Here is an 18,734-nt window from a genome sequence, read left to right as displayed (position 1 = left end):
AGTTTATAGGGCTTATTTCGGTTGGAGTTCATAAAAATGAAATTTGGTCATATCTTTGGCTAGGAATGAAAAATTTACAAACAAATTATTATTTATTTCAACAATAATAATATTGGCTATTTTGAGTTAAAATAAGGTTTTTTTGATGGCTTTACAATTTGCTCTACCAATACACTACATACCAGAAATTGATATCCTTTTTTATTTGCTTCCTAAAGTTGGAGTTGCTCTTATTATTGGAACTTTAGTTGGGGCTGAAAGGGAATATCGAGGAAAATTAGCAGGAATTAAAACAAATGCACTTATATGTGCTGCGTCAGCCATTTTTACAGCAGTTTCATTAATGATGTCAGATTATGGTTCAGCAAATTCTATTCCAACAGCAGATGTAACTAGAATAGTTGCGCAAATTGTTTCAGGAATCGGTTTTATTGGTGCAGGAGCTATATTTAAATCATCAAGTAAAGTTCAGGGTTTAACAACTGCTGCGGTTATCTGGACTGTTTCTGCATTGGGAATTTTAGTAGGATACGGTATTTTTCTATCGACTATTGTAATAACAATATCCTTAATCTTATTTTTATCTTTTATTGCATATGTAGAAAAAAAATTTTTTAGAAATAGAAGCTCACATCATTCAGATCATCATTCAGGCAATAGTACAATGGATTAGTTTATTAGCTTTGAATTAAATTTGCTTTAAATTTATGTTTTGGATTTATTAAATAATCCTGTGCTTTTATTAAAACGAGTTCTTTTGATTTTTCTTCATAAGTTTTTTCTATAATACTAAATACACGGGACACAGTATCTTCTAATGCTTTAGTAATGTCTTTCTTGTAGTTAATATAAAAATAAGTAAATAAAGCAGCAGTAATGTCTCCAGTTCCATTTAAGCTAATATTTATATATGGAGTTGTTACTATACTGACAGATTTATTATTCACAGCAACCATATTGATTTTTTTATTTTCTTCACCGCCTAATAAAAGACTTGTAATTAACACAACTTCAGGGCCTTTTTGCATTATTTCTTTTGCGGCGTTAACTGCTTCTTCTAAAGAAGTTATTTTACGACCACTTAAATATTCAAGTTCAAAATGATTAGGAGTTATTATGGTCGCATATTTTAGCATTGTTTCCTTAAAAAATTCAGGTATTCCTTCCTTAACAAAAAAACCTCTTCCTACATCACCCATTACAGGATCGCAGCAGTATATTGTTTCGGGATTTAATGCTCTTAGTTCTTCAATTGCCTCGATCATGACATTTCCAAGTTCCTGAGAACCCATATAACCACTTAATAAAGCTTTACATCTATGTAAGATTCCTCGTTCTTTAATTCCCAAAAACACATCGCGAACTGCGGCAATGTCAAAAACTCTACCACCCCATTGTCCGTAACCAGTGTGATTAGAAAATAGAACAGTATGTATCGGCCAAACATCGACTCCTAGGCGTTGTAATGGGAAGGTAACAGCGCTATTCCCCACATGTCCATAGCTCACACAAGATTGGATTGATAAAATAGATTGTATCATGGTTACATAACTCCGAAGAAAAATTCCTTTGAACATTTTGGTTTCAAAGTTTTCCCATGGTACAATGGGAAATAAAAAATTATACTTTGCCTCTTGATATATATGTCATTTCAGGCAACTATAACAACAGTTTTATTTAACCTTCATATGAGAGGATGTTTATGTCAAAAAGAAAAGTTGCAACAGTTTCTACATCTGCTTTAACTGTTGAGGTTTCTTCAAGATTTGATCAGTTACCAAAAAAATTAACTAAAGAAGTTATAGCAGCTTTTCTTGATGCCATTGAAGATCATGTTGCTGCAGGTAAAAAAGTTCGTATTGATAAACTAGGTATTCTACAAGTAAAGGATAGAGCCGCGAGAAAAGGTCGGAATCCTCAGACTGGCGAAGAAATTAAAATTCCAGCTTCGAAAAAAGTTAGCTTTAGAGTTGCCTCCTCTCTGAAAGAAAAAGTTGGTGTGAAAAGAAAATCAGCGAAGAAAAAAAGATAATAGTTTTTAACTTTTCTGAATTTCCAAAATATGCTGATTAGATAGAACTTGAATTTCTCCCTTTTTAATAAACTCATTTTCTGAAAGTTTTTAGAAAGGGAATTCTCCGCGTACAAAATAAATGTACTTTTTCTGAAGTAGCTTTTTAAAATGAATTGATTTATTCTTTATTTATAACAAATTTATTTAAAAATGATGAACTGTTATAAGTTTGAGGATACCAATTTATGTGGTTAAATTTATCAAAAATTGTAATGTCTATATTCCTTTTTCTTTTCTTTCCTGTGATTGCTCAAGAAGTACAGAGTAAAATTTCAAAAAATATATTATTTATAGGGTATGACTTTAAAAATGGTGGTATTTCAAAAGTTTTTCGTTCTTTTGAAGAAGCTGTTGACTTGTTACACTGGAATATAAAAAAGCTGGATGCAGAAGGAGATGCAATTCAATTCTCAGAATTATTCCGAGAAAGTATATTAGAAAAGCCAAGTGCAATAGTAATTGCTGGTCATCAAATAGATAATGAAGAAAAATTACTTCTTGAAGCTAAAAAGAATAATATTAAATTAATTGGATGGCATGCAAATGAAATAATTGGTTTTGATAAAAATAAACTAATTTACAATATAACTACTGATCCTAAAGATGTTATAAATTTAGCTGTAGAACAAATATATAAAACAAAATTAAAAAATGTAGGTATTGTAGTTTTTACTGATAATCAATTTAAGATAGCTCGTTATAAAGCAGAGCTTATTCAGCATGAAATAAAAAAATGCAAATTTTGTCACCTCTTAAAAGTCGTTGATATGCCAATTGCAAATGCAGAAAATTTAATGCGAACAGAAATTAATAAGTTAAATGCTGAATTTAAAAATAAATGGACTCATTCTATTGCTATAAATGATATTTATTTTGATATAGAAAATCCAAGAACTGATATTATATCTATTGCTGCTGGTGATGGTTCGTTAAAAGCCATAAGAAGAATTAAAAAAGGAACAACCCAGCAATATGCTTCGGTTGCTGAACCTTTGTATGCGCAAGGCTGGCAAATTGCGAATGAATTGTATCATCAATTTAGCAATCAAAAAGACACAAAAGTAATATTAGAACCAATTCTATTGGATCATAATTTTCTAAAAGAGATTCAAGAGTCGCAAATTGAGCCAACAAGTGTAATTCGGGAAAAATACAAACGGCTTTGGAAAATCAATTAAATCAATAATTCAATAAACTAGTGTAATATTGCAACGCATATTTTCTTTTTTCGTCATTCTGCCGAAACTAAGAAAGAGGTGTTGTATGCCAAAAACTAAATTCAAAGCGAAAGATAGTGTTCATCGAGCCAGAGGGGTGCAATCTTCTTATGTTGAGGATACCGTACACAGGGCACTTAATTTTGCGCAAGTTTGTTTTGAAGACGAAGGAATGGATAGTGAGACTGCATATAGGGAAGCTAATAAGGTTGTATTTGGTTTTGCAAACGACTTTATAAGTGGAAATACAATAGCTCAATGGCTAGCTCATGGCGGTGATGAGAGAAAAGCTTATGATGCTATCAAAGATTACATTATTGAAGCCAAGAAAATAATAGTTATTCAACAAGAAATTAAAACTGTTACTGCAAGGGTATTTAAAGGAGGTTAAGTATGTTCAGGAGCACAATTATCTAGACTTAAAGATCTCCTTCATGTAAAAGGCTCAAGTTATTGAGTCTTTTTTATTTTTTACCAATAATTATAAGGAAAATGAAATGTCAAATTCAGTCAAAGGTTTACCAATAGAACATGAGTTTGGAATGCCTGCAGAATGGAGTTTACATGCTGCTACTTGGACTTGTTGGCCTTTCGATGATGAAATGTGGTTTGGTTATTTAAACAATGTGCGCGATGAATTTGCTGAGCTTGTTAAAACAGTAGCGAAATTTGAACCAGTTCATTTGATTGTTAGGGATAAAGAAGCAAAAGAAAGCGCTATTCGCAAAATAAATAATTTAAATAATGTAACTATTCACGAAATACCACTTGATGATGTTTGGTTTAGAGATAATGGCCCGATTTTTGTAAAAAACTCTGAATCTGTTTCTTTTGTTAAATGGGAATTCAATTCATGGGGACAAAAGTTTAATTGGCAATTAGATAATTTAGTTCCTTTCCAACTGGCGAATATTTTAAATTTAAATTTTTTTCAAACTGAAATTGTTATGGAAGGCGGTTCCTTAGACGTAAATGGTAAAGGAACGGCATTAACAACTAAACAATGTTTATTAAGTAAAATGCGGAATCCAAATTTAACTGAAAAAGATATTGAAGTTTATTTAAAAAATTATTTAGGTATTGATAAACTTATTTGGCTAGAAAATGGGTTAGAAGGTGATCATACTGATGGACATATTGATACAATAGTTAGATTTGTTGATGAAAAAACTATTGTGTATTCAATAACAGATGATAAGGCTGATCCTAATTATAAAACTATGTTGCATAATTTCGAAATTTTACAAACAGCAACCGATAAATTTGGCAATCATTTTAATTTAATTCCTTTAGTTCTACCAAAAAACAGAATGGAAATAGAAGGAAAAAGATTACCTTGTACTTATGCAAATTTTTATATAGGCAATGAATTTGTAGTTGTCCCTACATATCAAGATCCTAATGATTCAATTGCTTTAAAAACATTAGAAAAATTATTTCCAAATAGAAAAGTAATTGGCTTAAGTTCTAAAAATATAATTAAAGGTGGTGGCTCTTTTCACTGTGTTACCCAACAACAGCCTTCTGGAAAGCTTTGGAGATAATTAATGTTAAGTAACGTTGTAAAGTTAGCTATTATACAAATGCAAATGTCAAATAATTTAGAAGAAAATATCAAGAAAGCGACTGATTTTATTAAGAATGCAGTAATAAATAATGCAAAAATTATTTTATTACCTGAGTTATTTGAAAATCACTATTTTTGTCAAGAACAATATGATCACTTATTTTCTTTAGCTTCACCTGTTACAAACCATCCTTTTCTAAGTCATTTTCAATCTATTGCAAAAGAATACAATGTTGTTTTGCCAATCAGTTTTTTTGAAAAAGCTGGTCAAGCATATTTTAATAGCCTTGCCATGATTGATGCGAGCGGAGAAATATTGGGCGTATATCGGAAAACACATATACCTGATGGGCCTTGCTATCAAGAAAAATATTATTTTAATCCTGGTGATTCTGGTTTTAAAGTTTGGGATACTAAATATGGAAAAATTGGAGTAGGAATTTGTTGGGATCAATGGTTTCCTGAATCGGCTCGAATTATGACTTTATTGGGTGCAGATCTACTGCTTTATCCAACAGCAATTGGTAGTGAACCCCCTGAAGCTCACGCTATTGATACAAAAGACATGTGGCAAAGAGCAATGATTGGGCATGCAGTTTGTAATTCTGTTTACTTAGCTGCACCTAACAGAGTTGGGACTGAAAAAAATATGACTTTTTATGGTAGTTCTTTTATTTGTGACTATATGGGAAATAAATTAACTGAAGCGGATAAAAACTCAGAAACCATTCTTTATGCTGAGTTAAATTTATCTGAAGCCTCAACTTTTAGAGCTGGAATGGGCTTTTTCAGGGATAGAAGACCAGAGAAATACAAAACTATTTTAAGTTTAGATGGTTTTTAAATCATTTATATAATTCAACACAACACCTAATGCACTTAGTGCTGCATTAGGTACTCGTAAAATATTAGCCCCAAGAGAAACTGGTATTGCTTGTATTTTTTTAGTAAGTATTATTCTTTCATTATCAGAAAAACTAGCTTCAGGACCTATTACTATATAAATATTTTGTGTATTTTTTTCAAAGTTTTTATTTATTTTAGTTAATATTGAATTTGTTATTTTACCTTCATACACATGCGATTCATCACAGAATAAAATTAAATTTTCTTTGCTGTTTTTTAGTTCTAAATTTTCAGCTAGAGAATTTAAACTTTCATAAGAAAATATTTCAGCAGAATAACTACTTTTACTAATTCTTACGGCTTCATCGCTTACTATTTTAAGTTTTTCTAGTTTAATTGGTGCTTTTGTTGCAGAACGGTCTGCTTTAAAAATATGGATTTCATTTACACCTAATTCAGATGCGCTAGAAACCACTTCTTCCAATGTTGTTGGTTTTGGATATGCTAATATTAATGCTACTTTTAGCTTTGATATGTCTAATTTAATAACTTCAATAATTTTAATTATAATTTCTTTTTTAGAGGATTTTTCAACAATACCTTTTGCCTTAATACCTTTACAATTAGTTACTTCTACGGCATCTCCAACAGATATGCGAAGAACATGAAAAGCATAGTGATGTTCATTTTCATTTAACTGTATAGTTTTTGTCTGCAAATTTAATTCATGACTGATAAATGTCCATAATTGTTTTTGTATACTCATAACTTTAACCTATAAAATATTAAAATTGGTTGAATGATATTAATGGAGATTCTTTCAATAATATAAGTTGTGTATCGAAATTTTCTTTATAAAAATCAATATTATCGCACCATTCTGAAAAAGTGACAAACATACCTATTAATAAGCGCCAATTTTCAAAAAATAAGTTATTTGATTTATATTTTATAAATAAGTCATTAAATAAAACATTTTGTAATAATTCTTTAACTCTTTGTTTCGATTTTTCATAATCACTTTTTGATTCATCCGGTAAAAAAGTAAGTGCTTCAAAGTCACACAAGACTTTAGCAGACTGAAAAATTTCTTCACATAATTTGCTGTCTAGTTCAGGTAAGAAAATATTAATTTTTTGTTGAGATAATTCTGGAATTAAGTTTACATAAAAATTGTGTTCATTTTGCAATTTATTGGATTTTTTATTTTCTATAAACAAAATATAAGCAGTAATTGTAAGAAAAAAAGTATTATTAAAGTTCTTCATTTGACTCTTGTAATTTCAATAATGTCAGTTGTTCCTTTGGGGGCTTGTGCAGATAAATTAGGGACGAACTGATTTATTTGTTTTATGGTTCGCATTTTTTGGTTAACATCTATATCACTTTTGTATCTAACCCCCTCAGAAGTGACTTGATAAGGGATAATTATTGAATTTTTATCGGCTGTAAAGTTTTTTATTACTTTTTCTAAATCTTTAATGCTTTCCCCTGATATTTCTTTGGTAATGAAAAACCTGATTCCATCCCTTTTATTTAAATTGGGATCTGAAGTATTTAAGGAGTTCTGAATTTCACTAACTTTTTCTGCTATATAAACATGATCATGATAAAATAAAACGTAATTTTCAAAATATGGCTGATGTTTTTCAGCTATGGATTGATAGTTTCGAAATACAAGCAATCCTTTTTTATTTTTTAACGGAGAGAGTGAATGAGGTACTTTTGGAGGCCAAGATTTTGTTCCTGAAATTTGATATTCAGTATCTTGCTGTTTTTTAAGAATTAACTGAGAATCTTGATTCCATTCCGACGAAAAAACATATTTAAACCTATCTATTTCAGAGATGTGTGTAAAGTTTACCTCCAAAGAAATTTTTTCTTTTTTCAAGCTACAGTATTCACAAACAAATACAATAGTTGGCAAATCTTCTTTATAAGTATTGTGTTGAGAATCAATTATTTTCTTTTTTTGCTGAGCAAAACTATTGTCCTGGAACGATAACTGTAACAGGAATAACACTAGCAGGTACATATGCTTCCTTTGCAAGTGTTGTATTTTGTAAAATAGCAGCATCTTCTGGAGAAGCTGCTTTTAATTCCGACTTTCCATCATAAGCTAATTTTACAACAGTTAAGCCAATAGCGGAGGAAACAACTTTCGTTGGAGACACTAAAACTTTTTTATTATTTCCAACATCTAAAATAATAGCACCACATTGAACGATACTTCCAGGAATTGTAAATAGCATTGAAAATGCAATTTTCTTTCCATCTTCTGTGGTTACTGGTTTTTTCTTTGAATTACTGGGTGTTTTTATAATATCTCTGTAAGGAGCAGCAAGGGAAACTTTTACAATGCCATTTGAAAATATTTCACTGCCTTGGGAATGAAAAAACTTTTCCCATTCTGGTTTTGTGCCTAATTGACCTTTCTCAATTTTGCTACAAGTGTTTTTAAAATAAGTTTCAATATTTTGGATTGCATTTTTTCGTGCATTTACTTCAGCTTTTAAACTACCATTTTGCTCTTCTTGATTTGTAGTAGAAACTCCAAAAGTTGATATGGACATCTTCGCAAAATCAAATGATATTTTATTTTCTTCGCCATCAGCATAAGCAATTGAACTAAATAAAAAGAAAATAACTAAACAACGGTAATAGTATTTCATAATTCAGCCTTGTATTTAGTAATATACAATTATAGTCTAATTATACTAATTATTCTTTTATTATGAAATTTATTTTAAGTTTCTAATTTTATTTATGTCAAATATATGGCTTGTTTTTAAACTAACTATTCGCTTGAATTTTTGCTTTTTCAGGTAATGTATCACTTGATGAATTATCTAGTTGTCCAATTTCAGCATCTAATACGCACAATGACATAGTGTTTGAAAAACCTTGAATTTTTAATTTTAAATTATTCCAATATTGAGGATCTATAGGATGGCTGCGACTGACAAAAAATAAGACTTCTCTTACTTGAGATAAAACTGGAGGTATTTTTATGCATAACTCTGCGAAGAAATCTTTATTGTCTTCTGTAAAAGGAAATTGCATAGTGTGAAAAATAACCAATTCAAGTTTTTTTATACTATTTATTAAAATTTCTGGTGAATACCCTTTTGTGAGTTGTTTTTGTTGCTGGATAACTTCATTCTTTCTGGTCTCTAATTGATTAATATTTACTTCCATATTTTGGTATTTAGAAACAAAATCAGCTAACCACTTAAATGTTTTAATTGGGTTTTCTGGAATATTACCAAATAATTCTTCTAATTTTATTTTGTGCAGATCAATGAAACTTAACAAAATAGCTGTGGAACTTGTTGTTCTTTCTGGCCCTTGAAACTCAGCGCGTAAATCACGAACTTCTGCTAGTGTATCACGAATTTGCTCTAATGAAATTTCTCCTAAAATAGAACGAATATCTTGGGCAACAACGGAGCCTTCTTCGGCAGAAATTAATCTTTTATTTTCGCGTCTTAATATTTCTTCGGAATTGACAATTTGATTTTCAATATCTTTCTTTCTTTTCCATAAACTTAAAGCAAACAAAGAACAAATAGGAATTGTTATAATAAAAATACAAAATATAATAGCCAACCAGAATCCTCGATTTACAGTTTTTAGTCTTTCGGTTGCAGCTATTTTTTTCTTTTCAACTTTATCAATATTTAACTCATATTTTTCTCTATTTTCAAAATGAAATACAGCCTCACAAAGATAGTTTGCATTATCTGCATAAGGAGAGAGATCCTTTAGGGCAGAAAAGCGGTTATAACGATGGATAATATGTGCTTCCGTTTTTTCTAAATTATTGTTAATGAATTCTTGTGCTCGTTTAGCATTTTGGATGATCTTTTGCCGTTCGGTATCTTCTAGAGCAATCCAAGGTTGAATATTTTTTGTTAAACTTGCAATTCTAGCTTGAAGTTCTTCAATTTCATTTTGTTTTTCTTCGACAGATTGTAATTTTTTTCTAAGAATTGTTAAACCTTCGATGGATTCTTTCCATTGTTTTGCCTCTGAAGCTAAATCTTGTGAAAAGAAAGCATCTACTGCGACTAACGATTTATCGGCTTGCCTAATTTGCTTAGCTCGAAGATAGTGGGGTTTTATTTGGAATGTGCCAGACAATAGTATTAATTGGTCTGCTATTTCTCTAAGTTGTAGTAAACTTACCTGATTCATGAAAGACGCCTCTTGGTGCTTGTAGTGATTCACCTGTTCTCAAGTATCCTCGCAATCTTGTACCTCTGAAATTCCCATAGTGTCAAAATTGTGCTAGCAAAAAGCAGTCATTTTAGTATCCCCATAGGAGAAACATATGTCTTCCATTGACAAACAATTACTCAGAGAAGAAGTAAACAGACGGAGAACGTTTGCTATCATCTCACATCCTGACGCCGGAAAAACCACAATGACAGAAAAATTATTACTTCTTGGTGGTGCTATACGTTTGGCCGGTTCTGTAAAAGCAAAAAAATCAAAGAAATTTGCTACTTCAGACTGGATGGAACTAGAAAAGCAACGTGGTATTTCTGTCTCTACAAGTGTGATGAATTTTGAATATCGTAATTATATTTGTAACTTACTTGATACTCCTGGGCACCAAGATTTTTCTGAAGATACCTATAGAACCCTGGCTGCAGCAGATGCTGCTATCATGTTAATAGATGCTGCAAAAGGGGTAGAACCGCAAACAATTAAGTTATTTGAAGTTTGTAAATTAAGGGGAATCCCAATTTTTACATTTGTAAATAAATTGGATAGAGAATCGCGTGATCCCTTAGAGCTTATGCATGAAATTGAGAGTGTTTTAGGAATCGCTACCTATCCCATGAGTTGGCCTGTATCCTCAGGTGAAAGATTTAAAGGGATTATAGAAAGAGAAACAAAGACCCTTCACTACTTTGAGGGAAGAAATACAACCACTGAAACAGCGGCAAGAATTATTCCTCTTGCAGATAAAGAAAGTATTTCGCAACTTGTTCCACAAGACTTACTGAGTGAGTCTTTAGACGGATTAGAAATGCTCGAAATGGCGGGTGATGAATTTTCAGCTGAAAGATTTTTGAAGGGTGAGCTTTCTCCTGTTTTTTTTGGCGCAGCCATGACTAATTTCGGTGTCCGCTTATTTCTAGAAAAGTTTCTTTCAATGTCTCCTCCTCCTTCAGCAAAAGGCAGCAGCCAAGGTAAAATTGACCCTTATTCAACAGATTTTAGCGGGTTTATTTTCAAAATTCAGGCTAATATGGACCCAAAACACCGCGATAGAATAGCTTTTTTACGAATTGTAAGCGGTTGTTATGAAACAGGTCTTAACGTAACTATTCCGCGTTTAAATCGTGAAATACGGCTTACTACTCCACAGCAATTTTTTGCTCAAGATAGAACAACTTTAGAAAAAGCTTATGCAGGAGATGTTGTTGGTATTTATGATCCTGGGGTGTTTTCTATTGGCGATTCTTTAATAGAAGGTGCGAGTTTTGAGTTTGAAGGAATACCTTCATTTGCGCCTGAAAATTTTGCTGTCGTTAGAACGACAAGTGCTTTAAAGAGAAAGCAATTGTTGAAGGGATTAGTTCAGTTGTGTCAAGAAGGTACAGTCCAAATGTTCATAGATGAGAGTCGCTCGGCCAGTGACCCTATTTTGGCGGCTGTTGGGGTTCTGCAATTTGATGTGCTTCTCTTTCGCTTAAAAAATGAATATAATGTTGATTGTTCATTAGATTCCTTGCCGTTTAAGCATGCACGCTGGACAAATGCTTCGAATGAAGAAATTTCTGAAGCAAGAACCGCAACCGACGTGGTTTGTGTAAGAGATATGCAGGGATATCCTTTATTTTTGTTTAAAAATGATTTTTCATTGAGTTATTTTCAAGAAAAATGCACTAAAATTCAGTTATTTAGAAGCAACTCTAGTATGCATGGTAATATGATGAAAATGTCAACAAACATATTTGAGGATTAAATTTTTTACTGTATATTGAATATAACGCAATAAAAATAATATTATTGGCTGATTTTCTGAGAATACTTCTCTTTTGAGGAGCTCATAAAAATGAAGAGTTTGTTTTCTGTAAATATGTTTAAATTGCACTCAAGTGACCATAATTCTGGAGGAAAAATCATCCAGATGAGCGATCATAAGAATAAATCTGAACACAAAAAACATAAAAATGGAACATCAGGTCGAAGTCAGCAAGACACCTTGGCTAGAAATATTAAGGGTGGACACTCTGGAAGAATCCAACATTCTGGACAGTACAAATCTGGTCAAAAAACAAATAAAAAGAACAACAAGAAGAAATTCTCAATATTTACAATATTTTACTATGTAATCGCAGGGCTTGCCATCCTTTTTGGCTTGTATATCCTCTTTGGAGGTCTTTTTTCTCCACATAAGTGATTGAAATACATTATTTATCAAATTTTAAAAAAAAAGTGATTTAACCACTTGCATTCATAATTTGACTCTGGCATACAGATTCACACGAGTGGGGTGGTAGTAGAGTTGGTTACAACGCTGGCCTGTCACGCCGGAGGTCGCGGGTTCAAGTCCCGTCCATCCCGCCATTATAAAAAAAGCAGTAAGATTTAGTCTTACTGCTTTTTTTTTGGTAAAAAAGCTTAAGAGTATAACAGAACTCTCGCTCCTGGCTAGGATGATAATCATGTTTTTTCTTAAGAAGATTATAGCTAAAATAATTTTTTTTAATTTAATTTCTCCCTCAGTGTTTAGCTTTGCAAGTATTATTGTAAATGACATTAGCCATCTCAATCCTATTCAGGTTGATTCTGTCTTTGTTCCTACTCAAGTTTTTGAAATTCAGGAAAAGATCAAGAAATCCTCAGGAATAATCTCAATCGGTGGTGGACGTTACAGTATGGGTGGTCAGACTGCCACAGAACATGCCCTCCAAATTGATATGCGAAAAATGAATAATATTATTTTTCTTGATGAAAAGGCTAAAAAAATAACTGTCCAAGCAGGAATACGCTGGCGTGATATTCAAACTGCAATTGATCAGAAAAATTTATCTCTCAAAATTATGCAAACTTATTCAAATTTTACTGTCGGAGGATCTCTGAGTGTAAATGCGCATGGAAGGTATGTGAATCAGGGGCCAATTATTCATTCAGTTGAATCTATAAAAATAGTGTTAGCAGATGGCAGTTTGGTAAATTGCTCTTCAAGCGAAAACAAAGAATTATTTTATGGAGCGATTGGAGGCTATGGCGCTTTGGGGGTGATAGTTGAAGCTACATTGTACCTTACTGATAATACGAAGGTTGAAAGATCAGTAAAAGAAATAAAGTTAGAAAAATATAAGGACTATTTTTATTCTTCGGTTAAGTCAGATTCAAATGCTGTATTCCACAATGGAGACTTTATTCTTCCTGAATTCAAAAAAATTAGAGCAATCACATGGGTTAAAACTTTGAAACCATTGACAGTAAAAGAACGACTAATTCCAAAAGATTTAAAATACTTGTTGCAACCTATGACTATTTCAGCAATTTCTTCTATCCCTCATGGTTCTAATGTTCGAAATAAACTCGAACCTAAGCTGTATTCAAAACCTAAAGTAGTTTGGAGAAATTATGAAGCGAGTTATGATGTTGCTGAACTAGAGCCTTTGATTCGCTATCCAAATACTTATGTGCTGCAAGAATATTTTATTCCTGTGAAGAATTTTGAAAAATTTGTACCTATGATGAAAAAAATATTTGATGACTTTCATGTGAATGTTATTAATGTTTCTGTTCGGCATGCTCTACCTGATACTGGCTCTTTAATGAGTTGGGCGCGTGAAGAAGTTTTTTCATTTGTAATTTATTATAAGCAAGGGTTACAAAAACAAGAGAAAGATAAAGTTGCTAGATGGACAAAAGAATTAATAGATAAAGCTTTATCTTTAAATGGCACTTACTACCTTCCATATCAAATTCATGCTAGCGAAGATCAATTTATGAAGGCTTACCCAAATTACAAAGAATTTTTTTCACTTAAGAAAAAAGTAGACCCTTTCAATCGATTTCGAAATAAACTTTTGGATCGTTATTATACACCTATTAAATTGCCAGAGAATAGTCTTTAAGATAGGAAACTTTTTTAATTAATTGTTTGTGTGATTAATTGATTTGCCAAAAAAGAAATAAAGAATTCATTGGGAGTATATCTGAATTACTTGTGGATGATAAATAAGGAGAGCCATATAAGAAAAATATTTCATTTGCTAGTTAGAAAATAAATATTTATTGAGTTTGTTTTAGATTTGGTTTTTGTATCTCAAAGTTTAGGGTTCCTGTGTATTTATAAGGATAATTATCAACAGCGCCAATTGTGATTGTGAAAAGATTAGAAGATAGGTTACTATAAATCTTTCCATCGTCTTGGTTTGTTATTTGCTCTAACAATAGAAAGAAGTTATCTATATCTAAATTAGAACGGTTGATACTTTGTAGACTTTCTTTTAAAAGTAGTGAAGAAAGAATTAAATTTTTTTCTTTTGAATTTATAACGTTTGGTTCGAAATATTTTATTTTATTATTGTTTAAGTTTAGTATTATGTGTTCAATTTCTGAGTTACTAAGTATATAATTAGTGTTCTTTTTTATTCCGTATTTGCCTTGATAAATTAATTTAATTTTTGCTTTTCCAGAGTGTAAATCACAAATAAAATCAGAAGAGTTTAATTCAACAGATATAGATCCTTTTTTCAGCAAATTAATATCTGTAACCTTAAAAAGTTGTTTATTAATTTCTTCTTTATTGTCAATTATATTTGAAATAGCATTTTTATCATACTCAACTACAAAAGATGCTTCATCAATTTGAAAATTATCTTTAAAGTCATAGGATAAATTATTGTTAAGTTTTTCAGAAATTTTCTCTACTATTCTTCTTTTTAAAAGTTTTGAATAAAAACTATCAGTTGTAGAAAATTTTAATTTTACAGATCCATATTTTCGCACTAAATTTCGTTGTTCCACTCTGACAGAATTTGGGAAAAAAGAATTGACTGCATTTTTTGCTCTTGATTCAACTAATTCACAATTACTATCAGTAATACCTGAGGGATAAAAAGTCCCTATGGTATTTACTTGAAAATTTACTTGACCTACTAAATTTTTAGGAAGTGATGAATAAAAAATTGTATTTCCATCAACAAAAATTTCAATTGGTTCATTAAATGCCGAGATATTAACTTCAATATGTTCTGAAGCGGATGTGCAAAAAGGTAGAAAGTTTGCAAGTATTAGAAAATTTCTTAGAAAAACATTCATAAATTCTCCTTTTTTATAACTTACTTGAAAAAGTTAATGATCCTGATCGATCTATAATTTGATAACCATCTATTTGATCTATTGCCCAAACATTAGTTTTATTTTTAAACTCAGAGACTGCTGTAGAGCTGCCAAATATTGATGACAATGTTCCCAACACAAATGATCCAACTTGACAATAAAAGTGAGGACAATACCTTAACTGCTTTGAAGCATACATAAAGCCGCTTTCTGGGGGAGTAACTAAAGCAGGTGCTGGTTGTGGAGTTCCTGAATTAATTGCGGCGAACTGTTTTAAAGCCCTATCTACAAGCAATGCTTTTTCTTGTTTAGTTATTTCATCTTGTTCTTGCGGAGTGTATTGAAAAGCAGATGAATCACCATCAAACTTTATGTGAAACCAATCACCAGAATTTTTATCTTCAACTACAGAGTGCAGTGAAGAAGTTTTTATCCAACCTCCTTTAGTTGATTGTTTTTCAATTCTGGACAACATATTGTATAAATTATATTTTGCAGTGAATGAGCGTCTAACTTTTACTTGATATGTATAATTAACGTTTAAACTTAAATTTGCTGTTATATTATTTACATCAGTTCCCGCTACAGATTTATTAACATTATCGAAATAAACGCATGCTCCATTTAAATTTAAACGGACTTTTCCAGAAACACTCCCAAACGGATAAGGAGCTGTTACTTGTCCTTCATTTAGTGAAGGTGTGATTTGATTTGAATCTAAATCTTTCAAACTTTGTGATTTAATACCGGGAATAACACTATCGATTAAAGCTGTTGCAGTAGAATCAGCAGAATTGTCGGCTAATTTTACTGAGGCGCTAAAAAAAGCATCTTTCATCGGCATTACTTGCCAAGTTAAATTTAAATTCTTATTAAGAGATTTGTATCCTTTAAGAATGTTTGTAGAATCAACGTTAAATAATATTTGGGCAGTTAATCCCTCTAATGAAACATACTTCTTATAGCTTTCCAAGGAAGTTCTCTCTAAATCGTCAACCATTTTTTGAAGATCTAGGAGAGGTTTAATGCTTTCGGCATATTTTGAATCAAAGTAACTATAATCTTCATTATGTCGTAAATACTCTTTCTTAATAAAATAGTAGTCATTTTCTGATTTAAAAAGATCTCCTGTTATGAAGGTTTTATATTCAACTAATGATTTTTCATAAAAATCTCTTGCTAAATTAATTTCTGAATTTGCTGCTGATATTGTTACAAGTCTGTCATATGAAGTTTTTGTTTCTGTAATTCTATCTAGTAATTTCTTTTCTTTAACTTTATTGTTATTTAATTTTTCTGAAGCTGAATCAAACAGGGCTTTATTTTTTGAGACAACTGCGTATAATTTATCACGTTGAAGCTGAAGAGGTTTATACTCTTCTAACATTTTGTTTATTTTTTTTAGTAATATTAGTCTAGTTTTAGTACTTTCCCCTAAAGAAACTAAATTTGTTTTTAATGCTGGACATAGCCCTAAATTTTGCGATTGTTGAACTGCTGTAACTTTAGCTGTTCCAACATTAGGTGGTAAAACATAAGCATTTAAACACTCCTCATCAAAAGCTACTGCTGAAGAGTTTTTAGGATGACTGATATTTCCAAATGTACATTTATTATATAAAGATGGAGAGCCTGCATAGGCATTATAGCTTACTAAACAAAATAAGCTATAATAAATAAACCGTGAAAACATTTTGAGTCCTTTCGGGTATTTATTATTTAATATGATATAATATTAATTTATAATTATTATTTTGATGATTTTTAAGAATTATAATTGAATTAAAATAAATTTCAACTTAAAAACAAATTTATATTTTGCAAGTTAGATTGGCAAATGAAATTTTAATTTTATGAATTAGAGAATAATTCCATTTAGCATGAAATGCACTATTTGCTCAGAAGTTAAATTCATTTTATGAGCGTTTAATAAAATATTTTTTTCCACTGGATATCCGTTAGTATTTGCCCACCATCCCGCATTTCGTATTATTAAGACATCTGATATAAACAAGGGGTTTGGATCATTTGCAAAAATTAGTTCTATATTTTTTGCATATGTTAAGTAATGTTTTTTAGTAGAGCAAATTGAAGATAATTTGTTGTTGTTAATATATAGTTCAACTTTTGTTCCGTTAGAATATCGAATATTAAATGCATTTAAATAGCTGCATTCTTCCCCCGTATCTACAAGTTGAATTGCGTAATTATTATTAATAATAAAACGTTGACTTTGAGTTAGAAATGAATTCTGTATTGATACTTGGGACACCATAGTAGGATTTAATGTATGGTATGAATTTGTATCAATACTTGCCAATTCTACAGCATGAAGACTTTTATTTACAAATTTAACATTTATTAAAGCAAAAGATTGGATTGGCAATAAAACTAAAAAAAACACCCAAAAATATTTTTTCATAGCATTCTCCAAGTTTAATTATTTCAGAAAGAGTCATTTGAAGTTAATTTTAGTAACCTGCATATTCTCTTATCTTAGGAATAGAAGAATTTTCTATTTTATCTCCATAATAAAGAAACATATTCATCCAATACGGAGAATATTCATTTTTTAATGAATTAAGAATTATTTCTTTTTCAATAGGAAATTTATCATTTTGAACCCACCAACCAATGTTTCTAAAAATTATTTTTTCAACGCCACTTTCATCTTGAAAATATTCAATTGAAGCATGATTTTTATTATCAAATACATTGTATTTATTAGCGCAAATAGTAATTATTTCATTATAATTTATATTTAATTTTATGCCCCACCCATTTGGATGCTTTATTCCAAGAGTGTGAAGCCAACTACATTCAATATGGGTATCGATAAGCTCAATTAAGTAATTATTATTTATTACATATCTTCTTGTTTCCCCACCATAAGTTTGATTAGGATTCAGTATAGTATGATTATCACTTAAATAAGTATTATGTTTTAAATAATTATATGTAATTTTAATAGGGTTTGTTGTTCTGTTAGAAATAAATATTTCCGGTATTGCGAAACATTCAGTTGTGAACAACAAACAAGGGAAAGCAAGAAATTTAAAATCCATTTTAATAATTCTTCCTTAAAAAAATCTACTATCTATTTACTTTAGTACCTTCATTAATGGAACGTAAAATTTCTTCTCTTGGAATAAGGTCAGTAGGAAGTGTTGCTCTTCTTACATTTGCCCGATATAGAATGGCACCTCTTAACTTAGTGTAGTCTAAATCTGCATCTTCTAAATTTGCTCGCGTTAAATTTGCACCCTCTAAATTTGCATTCCATAAGCTGGCATTCGTAAAATTACAGCCCTCTAAGTTTGAGTCTTTAAAGTTTACGTAAGAAAGATTTGATGTTTCAAAGTTGCAATTGGAAAAATCAAGCTTTGCTAAATTAGCTTTTCTAAAATCTAATTTAGAAAAATCACGTGTAGTTTGCAGAATATCAATTGCTTCTTTGCGTGTTAAGGTTTTGGGTTTAGTTTCATCAGAATCGATTTCACTGCGAATTTCAGGAATACCATCTTCCTCTTCTTCTTCGTCATCATCTAAAAAGTCATCGTCATCATCTTCATCAATCACTTTTCGTGCCATTAAGCTGACTTTTGTTGGTTTCGATTTTTTGTCCAATATAGTAACCATTATGAGTAAACCTCCTAAGCTCGACTTGAAACTAAACATTGCCTCAAAAAGCAAAAAAATCAAGAATAAA

20 protein-coding genes and 1 tRNA gene are annotated in these 18,734 nt (G+C 30.8%); 10 read left to right on the top strand and 11 right to left on the bottom strand.

All coding sequences use genetic code 11. The features are described 5' to 3' along the window. Positions 1-145: 145 nt before the first annotated feature. Positions 146-673 (top strand): MgtC/SapB family protein, encoded by a 528-nt coding sequence (locus QEJ31_RS05595; protein ID WP_280592802.1) that lies wholly within the window; start codon positions 146-148, stop codon positions 671-673. 4 nt (positions 674-677) lie between these two features. Here the strand turns inward: QEJ31_RS05595 and pdxY are convergent, their stop codons facing one another. Beyond that, complete coding sequence (gene pdxY, locus QEJ31_RS05590; RefSeq protein WP_280592801.1) at positions 678-1,541, bottom strand: pyridoxal kinase PdxY; 864 nt, start codon at positions 1,539-1,541, stop codon at positions 678-680. A gap of 161 nt (positions 1,542-1,702) precedes the next feature. Here pdxY and QEJ31_RS05585 point away from each other — a divergent pair, with 161 nt between their 5' ends. The 5 genes from QEJ31_RS05585 (at position 1,703) to aguB (ending at position 5,702) form a co-directional block, all read left to right on the top strand. Beyond that, a complete protein-coding gene (locus tag QEJ31_RS05585) occupies positions 1,703-2,032 on the top strand; it encodes an HU family DNA-binding protein (protein WP_202914064.1) in 330 nt (109 codons plus the stop codon). 227 nt (positions 2,033-2,259) lie between these two features. Continuing rightward, entirely contained in the window at positions 2,260-3,252 is a 993-nt protein-coding gene (locus QEJ31_RS05580; RefSeq protein WP_280592800.1) for a hypothetical protein, read from the top strand. A gap of 85 nt (positions 3,253-3,337) precedes the next feature. Continuing rightward, positions 3,338-3,682: a hypothetical protein gene (locus tag QEJ31_RS05575; protein ID WP_280592799.1), complete on the top strand. Its 345-nt coding sequence runs from the start codon at positions 3,338-3,340 to the stop codon at positions 3,680-3,682. Between the two features lie 106 nt (positions 3,683-3,788). Continuing rightward, positions 3,789-4,835, top strand: coding sequence for an agmatine deiminase family protein (locus QEJ31_RS05570; RefSeq protein WP_280592798.1), 1,047 nt, complete (start codon positions 3,789-3,791; stop codon positions 4,833-4,835). Positions 4,836-4,838: 3 nt separating this feature from the next. Then, positions 4,839-5,702, top strand: coding sequence for an N-carbamoylputrescine amidase (gene aguB, locus QEJ31_RS05565; protein ID WP_280592797.1), 864 nt, complete (start codon positions 4,839-4,841; stop codon positions 5,700-5,702). Here the strand turns inward: aguB and QEJ31_RS05560 are convergent. The 5 genes from QEJ31_RS05560 to QEJ31_RS05540 form a co-directional block, all read right to left on the bottom strand. Further along, on the bottom strand, positions 5,688-6,470 hold the full coding sequence (locus tag QEJ31_RS05560; protein WP_280592796.1) for an RsmE family RNA methyltransferase: 783 nt from the start codon (positions 6,468-6,470) through the stop codon (positions 5,688-5,690). The two genes, aguB and QEJ31_RS05560, sit on opposite strands and share 15 nt — an antisense overlap. Positions 6,471-6,489: 19 nt before the next feature. Continuing rightward, on the bottom strand, positions 6,490-6,972 hold the full coding sequence (locus QEJ31_RS05555; protein WP_280592795.1) for a hypothetical protein: 483 nt from the start codon (positions 6,970-6,972) through the stop codon (positions 6,490-6,492). Continuing rightward, positions 6,969-7,739: a hypothetical protein gene (locus QEJ31_RS05550; protein WP_280592794.1), complete on the bottom strand. Its 771-nt coding sequence runs from the start codon at positions 7,737-7,739 to the stop codon at positions 6,969-6,971. The genes QEJ31_RS05555 and QEJ31_RS05550 overlap by 4 nt, the downstream gene beginning before the upstream one ends. Then, positions 7,690-8,376 carry a hypothetical protein gene (locus tag QEJ31_RS05545; protein WP_280592793.1) on the bottom strand — a complete coding sequence of 229 codons (687 nt, stop codon included), beginning with the start codon at positions 8,374-8,376 and terminating at the stop codon, positions 7,690-7,692. The genes QEJ31_RS05550 and QEJ31_RS05545 overlap by 50 nt, the downstream gene beginning before the upstream one ends. Before the next feature lie 121 nt (positions 8,377-8,497). Further along, positions 8,498-9,901, bottom strand: coding sequence for a hypothetical protein (locus tag QEJ31_RS05540; RefSeq protein ID WP_280592792.1), 1,404 nt, complete (start codon positions 9,899-9,901; stop codon positions 8,498-8,500). 136 nt (positions 9,902-10,037) lie between these two features. Here QEJ31_RS05540 and QEJ31_RS05535 point away from each other — a divergent pair, with 136 nt between their 5' ends. The 4 genes from QEJ31_RS05535 (at position 10,038) to QEJ31_RS05520 (ending at position 13,815) form a co-directional block, all read left to right on the top strand. Beyond that, positions 10,038-11,684, top strand: a complete 1,647-nt coding sequence (locus QEJ31_RS05535) for a peptide chain release factor 3 (protein ID WP_280592791.1) — start codon at positions 10,038-10,040, stop codon at positions 11,682-11,684. Between the two features lie 90 nt (positions 11,685-11,774). Further along, complete coding sequence (locus tag QEJ31_RS05530; protein WP_280592790.1) at positions 11,775-12,122, top strand: hypothetical protein; 348 nt, start codon at positions 11,775-11,777, stop codon at positions 12,120-12,122. A 90-nt stretch (positions 12,123-12,212) separates the two neighbouring features. Next, a tRNA-Asp gene (locus tag QEJ31_RS05525) sits at positions 12,213-12,289 on the top strand. A 98-nt stretch (positions 12,290-12,387) separates the two neighbouring features. Next, positions 12,388-13,815 carry an FAD-binding oxidoreductase gene (locus QEJ31_RS05520; protein WP_280592789.1) on the top strand — a complete coding sequence of 476 codons (1,428 nt, stop codon included), beginning with the start codon at positions 12,388-12,390 and terminating at the stop codon, positions 13,813-13,815. A gap of 157 nt (positions 13,816-13,972) precedes the next feature. On the opposite strand, the gene QEJ31_RS05515 is transcribed toward QEJ31_RS05520, so the two are convergent. The 5 genes from QEJ31_RS05515 to QEJ31_RS05495 form a co-directional block, all read right to left on the bottom strand. After that, positions 13,973-15,004 (bottom strand): hypothetical protein, encoded by a 1,032-nt coding sequence (locus tag QEJ31_RS05515; protein WP_280592788.1) that lies wholly within the window; start codon positions 15,002-15,004, stop codon positions 13,973-13,975. 13 nt (positions 15,005-15,017) lie between these two features. Then, on the bottom strand, positions 15,018-16,718 hold the full coding sequence (locus QEJ31_RS05510; protein ID WP_280592787.1) for a hypothetical protein: 1,701 nt from the start codon (positions 16,716-16,718) through the stop codon (positions 15,018-15,020). Positions 16,719-16,883: 165 nt separating this feature from the next. Next, positions 16,884-17,447 (bottom strand): hypothetical protein, encoded by a 564-nt coding sequence (locus QEJ31_RS05505; protein WP_280592786.1) that lies wholly within the window; start codon positions 17,445-17,447, stop codon positions 16,884-16,886. 49 nt (positions 17,448-17,496) lie between these two features. After that, positions 17,497-18,090 (bottom strand): hypothetical protein, encoded by a 594-nt coding sequence (locus tag QEJ31_RS05500; protein WP_280592785.1) that lies wholly within the window; start codon positions 18,088-18,090, stop codon positions 17,497-17,499. Positions 18,091-18,118: 28 nt separating this feature from the next. Then, on the bottom strand, positions 18,119-18,664 hold the full coding sequence (locus tag QEJ31_RS05495; RefSeq protein WP_280592783.1) for a pentapeptide repeat-containing protein: 546 nt from the start codon (positions 18,662-18,664) through the stop codon (positions 18,119-18,121). Between the last annotated feature and the right edge of the window lie 70 nt (positions 18,665-18,734).

The sequence above is a fragment of the Pigmentibacter sp. JX0631 genome (assembly GCF_029873255.1).
Lineage (GTDB): Bacteria > Bdellovibrionota_B > Oligoflexia > Silvanigrellales > Silvanigrellaceae > Silvanigrella.
The sequence above is the reverse complement of the archived record's forward strand: the minus strand, read 5'-3'. Positions and strand labels throughout refer to the sequence as shown.

Bases quoted from the DNA above. Each gene is read 5' to 3' on its own strand.
- QEJ31_RS05595 (WP_280592802.1), top strand. From the start codon at position 146: ATGGCTTTACAATTTGCTCTACCAATACACTACATACCAGAAATTGAT.
- pdxY (WP_280592801.1), bottom strand. From the start codon at position 1,541: ATGATACAATCTATTTTATCAATCCAATCTTGTGTGAGCTATGGACAT.
- QEJ31_RS05585 (WP_202914064.1), top strand. From the start codon at position 1,703: ATGTCAAAAAGAAAAGTTGCAACAGTTTCTACATCTGCTTTAACTGTT.
- QEJ31_RS05580 (WP_280592800.1), top strand. From the start codon at position 2,260: ATGTGGTTAAATTTATCAAAAATTGTAATGTCTATATTCCTTTTTCTT.
- QEJ31_RS05575 (WP_280592799.1), top strand. From the start codon at position 3,338: ATGCCAAAAACTAAATTCAAAGCGAAAGATAGTGTTCATCGAGCCAGA.
- QEJ31_RS05570 (WP_280592798.1), top strand. From the start codon at position 3,789: ATGTCAAATTCAGTCAAAGGTTTACCAATAGAACATGAGTTTGGAATG.
- aguB (WP_280592797.1), top strand. From the start codon at position 4,839: ATGTTAAGTAACGTTGTAAAGTTAGCTATTATACAAATGCAAATGTCA.
- QEJ31_RS05560 (WP_280592796.1), bottom strand. From the start codon at position 6,470: ATGAGTATACAAAAACAATTATGGACATTTATCAGTCATGAATTAAAT.
- QEJ31_RS05555 (WP_280592795.1), bottom strand. From the start codon at position 6,972: ATGAAGAACTTTAATAATACTTTTTTTCTTACAATTACTGCTTATATT.
- QEJ31_RS05550 (WP_280592794.1), bottom strand. From the start codon at position 7,739: ATGTACCTGCTAGTGTTATTCCTGTTACAGTTATCGTTCCAGGACAAT.
- QEJ31_RS05545 (WP_280592793.1), bottom strand. From the start codon at position 8,376: ATGAAATACTATTACCGTTGTTTAGTTATTTTCTTTTTATTTAGTTCA.
- QEJ31_RS05540 (WP_280592792.1), bottom strand. From the start codon at position 9,901: ATGAATCAGGTAAGTTTACTACAACTTAGAGAAATAGCAGACCAATTA.
- QEJ31_RS05535 (WP_280592791.1), top strand. From the start codon at position 10,038: ATGTCTTCCATTGACAAACAATTACTCAGAGAAGAAGTAAACAGACGG.
- QEJ31_RS05530 (WP_280592790.1), top strand. From the start codon at position 11,775: ATGAAGAGTTTGTTTTCTGTAAATATGTTTAAATTGCACTCAAGTGAC.
- QEJ31_RS05520 (WP_280592789.1), top strand. From the start codon at position 12,388: ATGTTTTTTCTTAAGAAGATTATAGCTAAAATAATTTTTTTTAATTTA.
- QEJ31_RS05515 (WP_280592788.1), bottom strand. From the start codon at position 15,004: ATGAATGTTTTTCTAAGAAATTTTCTAATACTTGCAAACTTTCTACCT.
- QEJ31_RS05510 (WP_280592787.1), bottom strand. From the start codon at position 16,718: ATGTTTTCACGGTTTATTTATTATAGCTTATTTTGTTTAGTAAGCTAT.
- QEJ31_RS05505 (WP_280592786.1), bottom strand. From the start codon at position 17,447: ATGAAAAAATATTTTTGGGTGTTTTTTTTAGTTTTATTGCCAATCCAA.
- QEJ31_RS05500 (WP_280592785.1), bottom strand. From the start codon at position 18,090: ATGGATTTTAAATTTCTTGCTTTCCCTTGTTTGTTGTTCACAACTGAA.
- QEJ31_RS05495 (WP_280592783.1), bottom strand. From the start codon at position 18,664: ATGGTTACTATATTGGACAAAAAATCGAAACCAACAAAAGTCAGCTTA.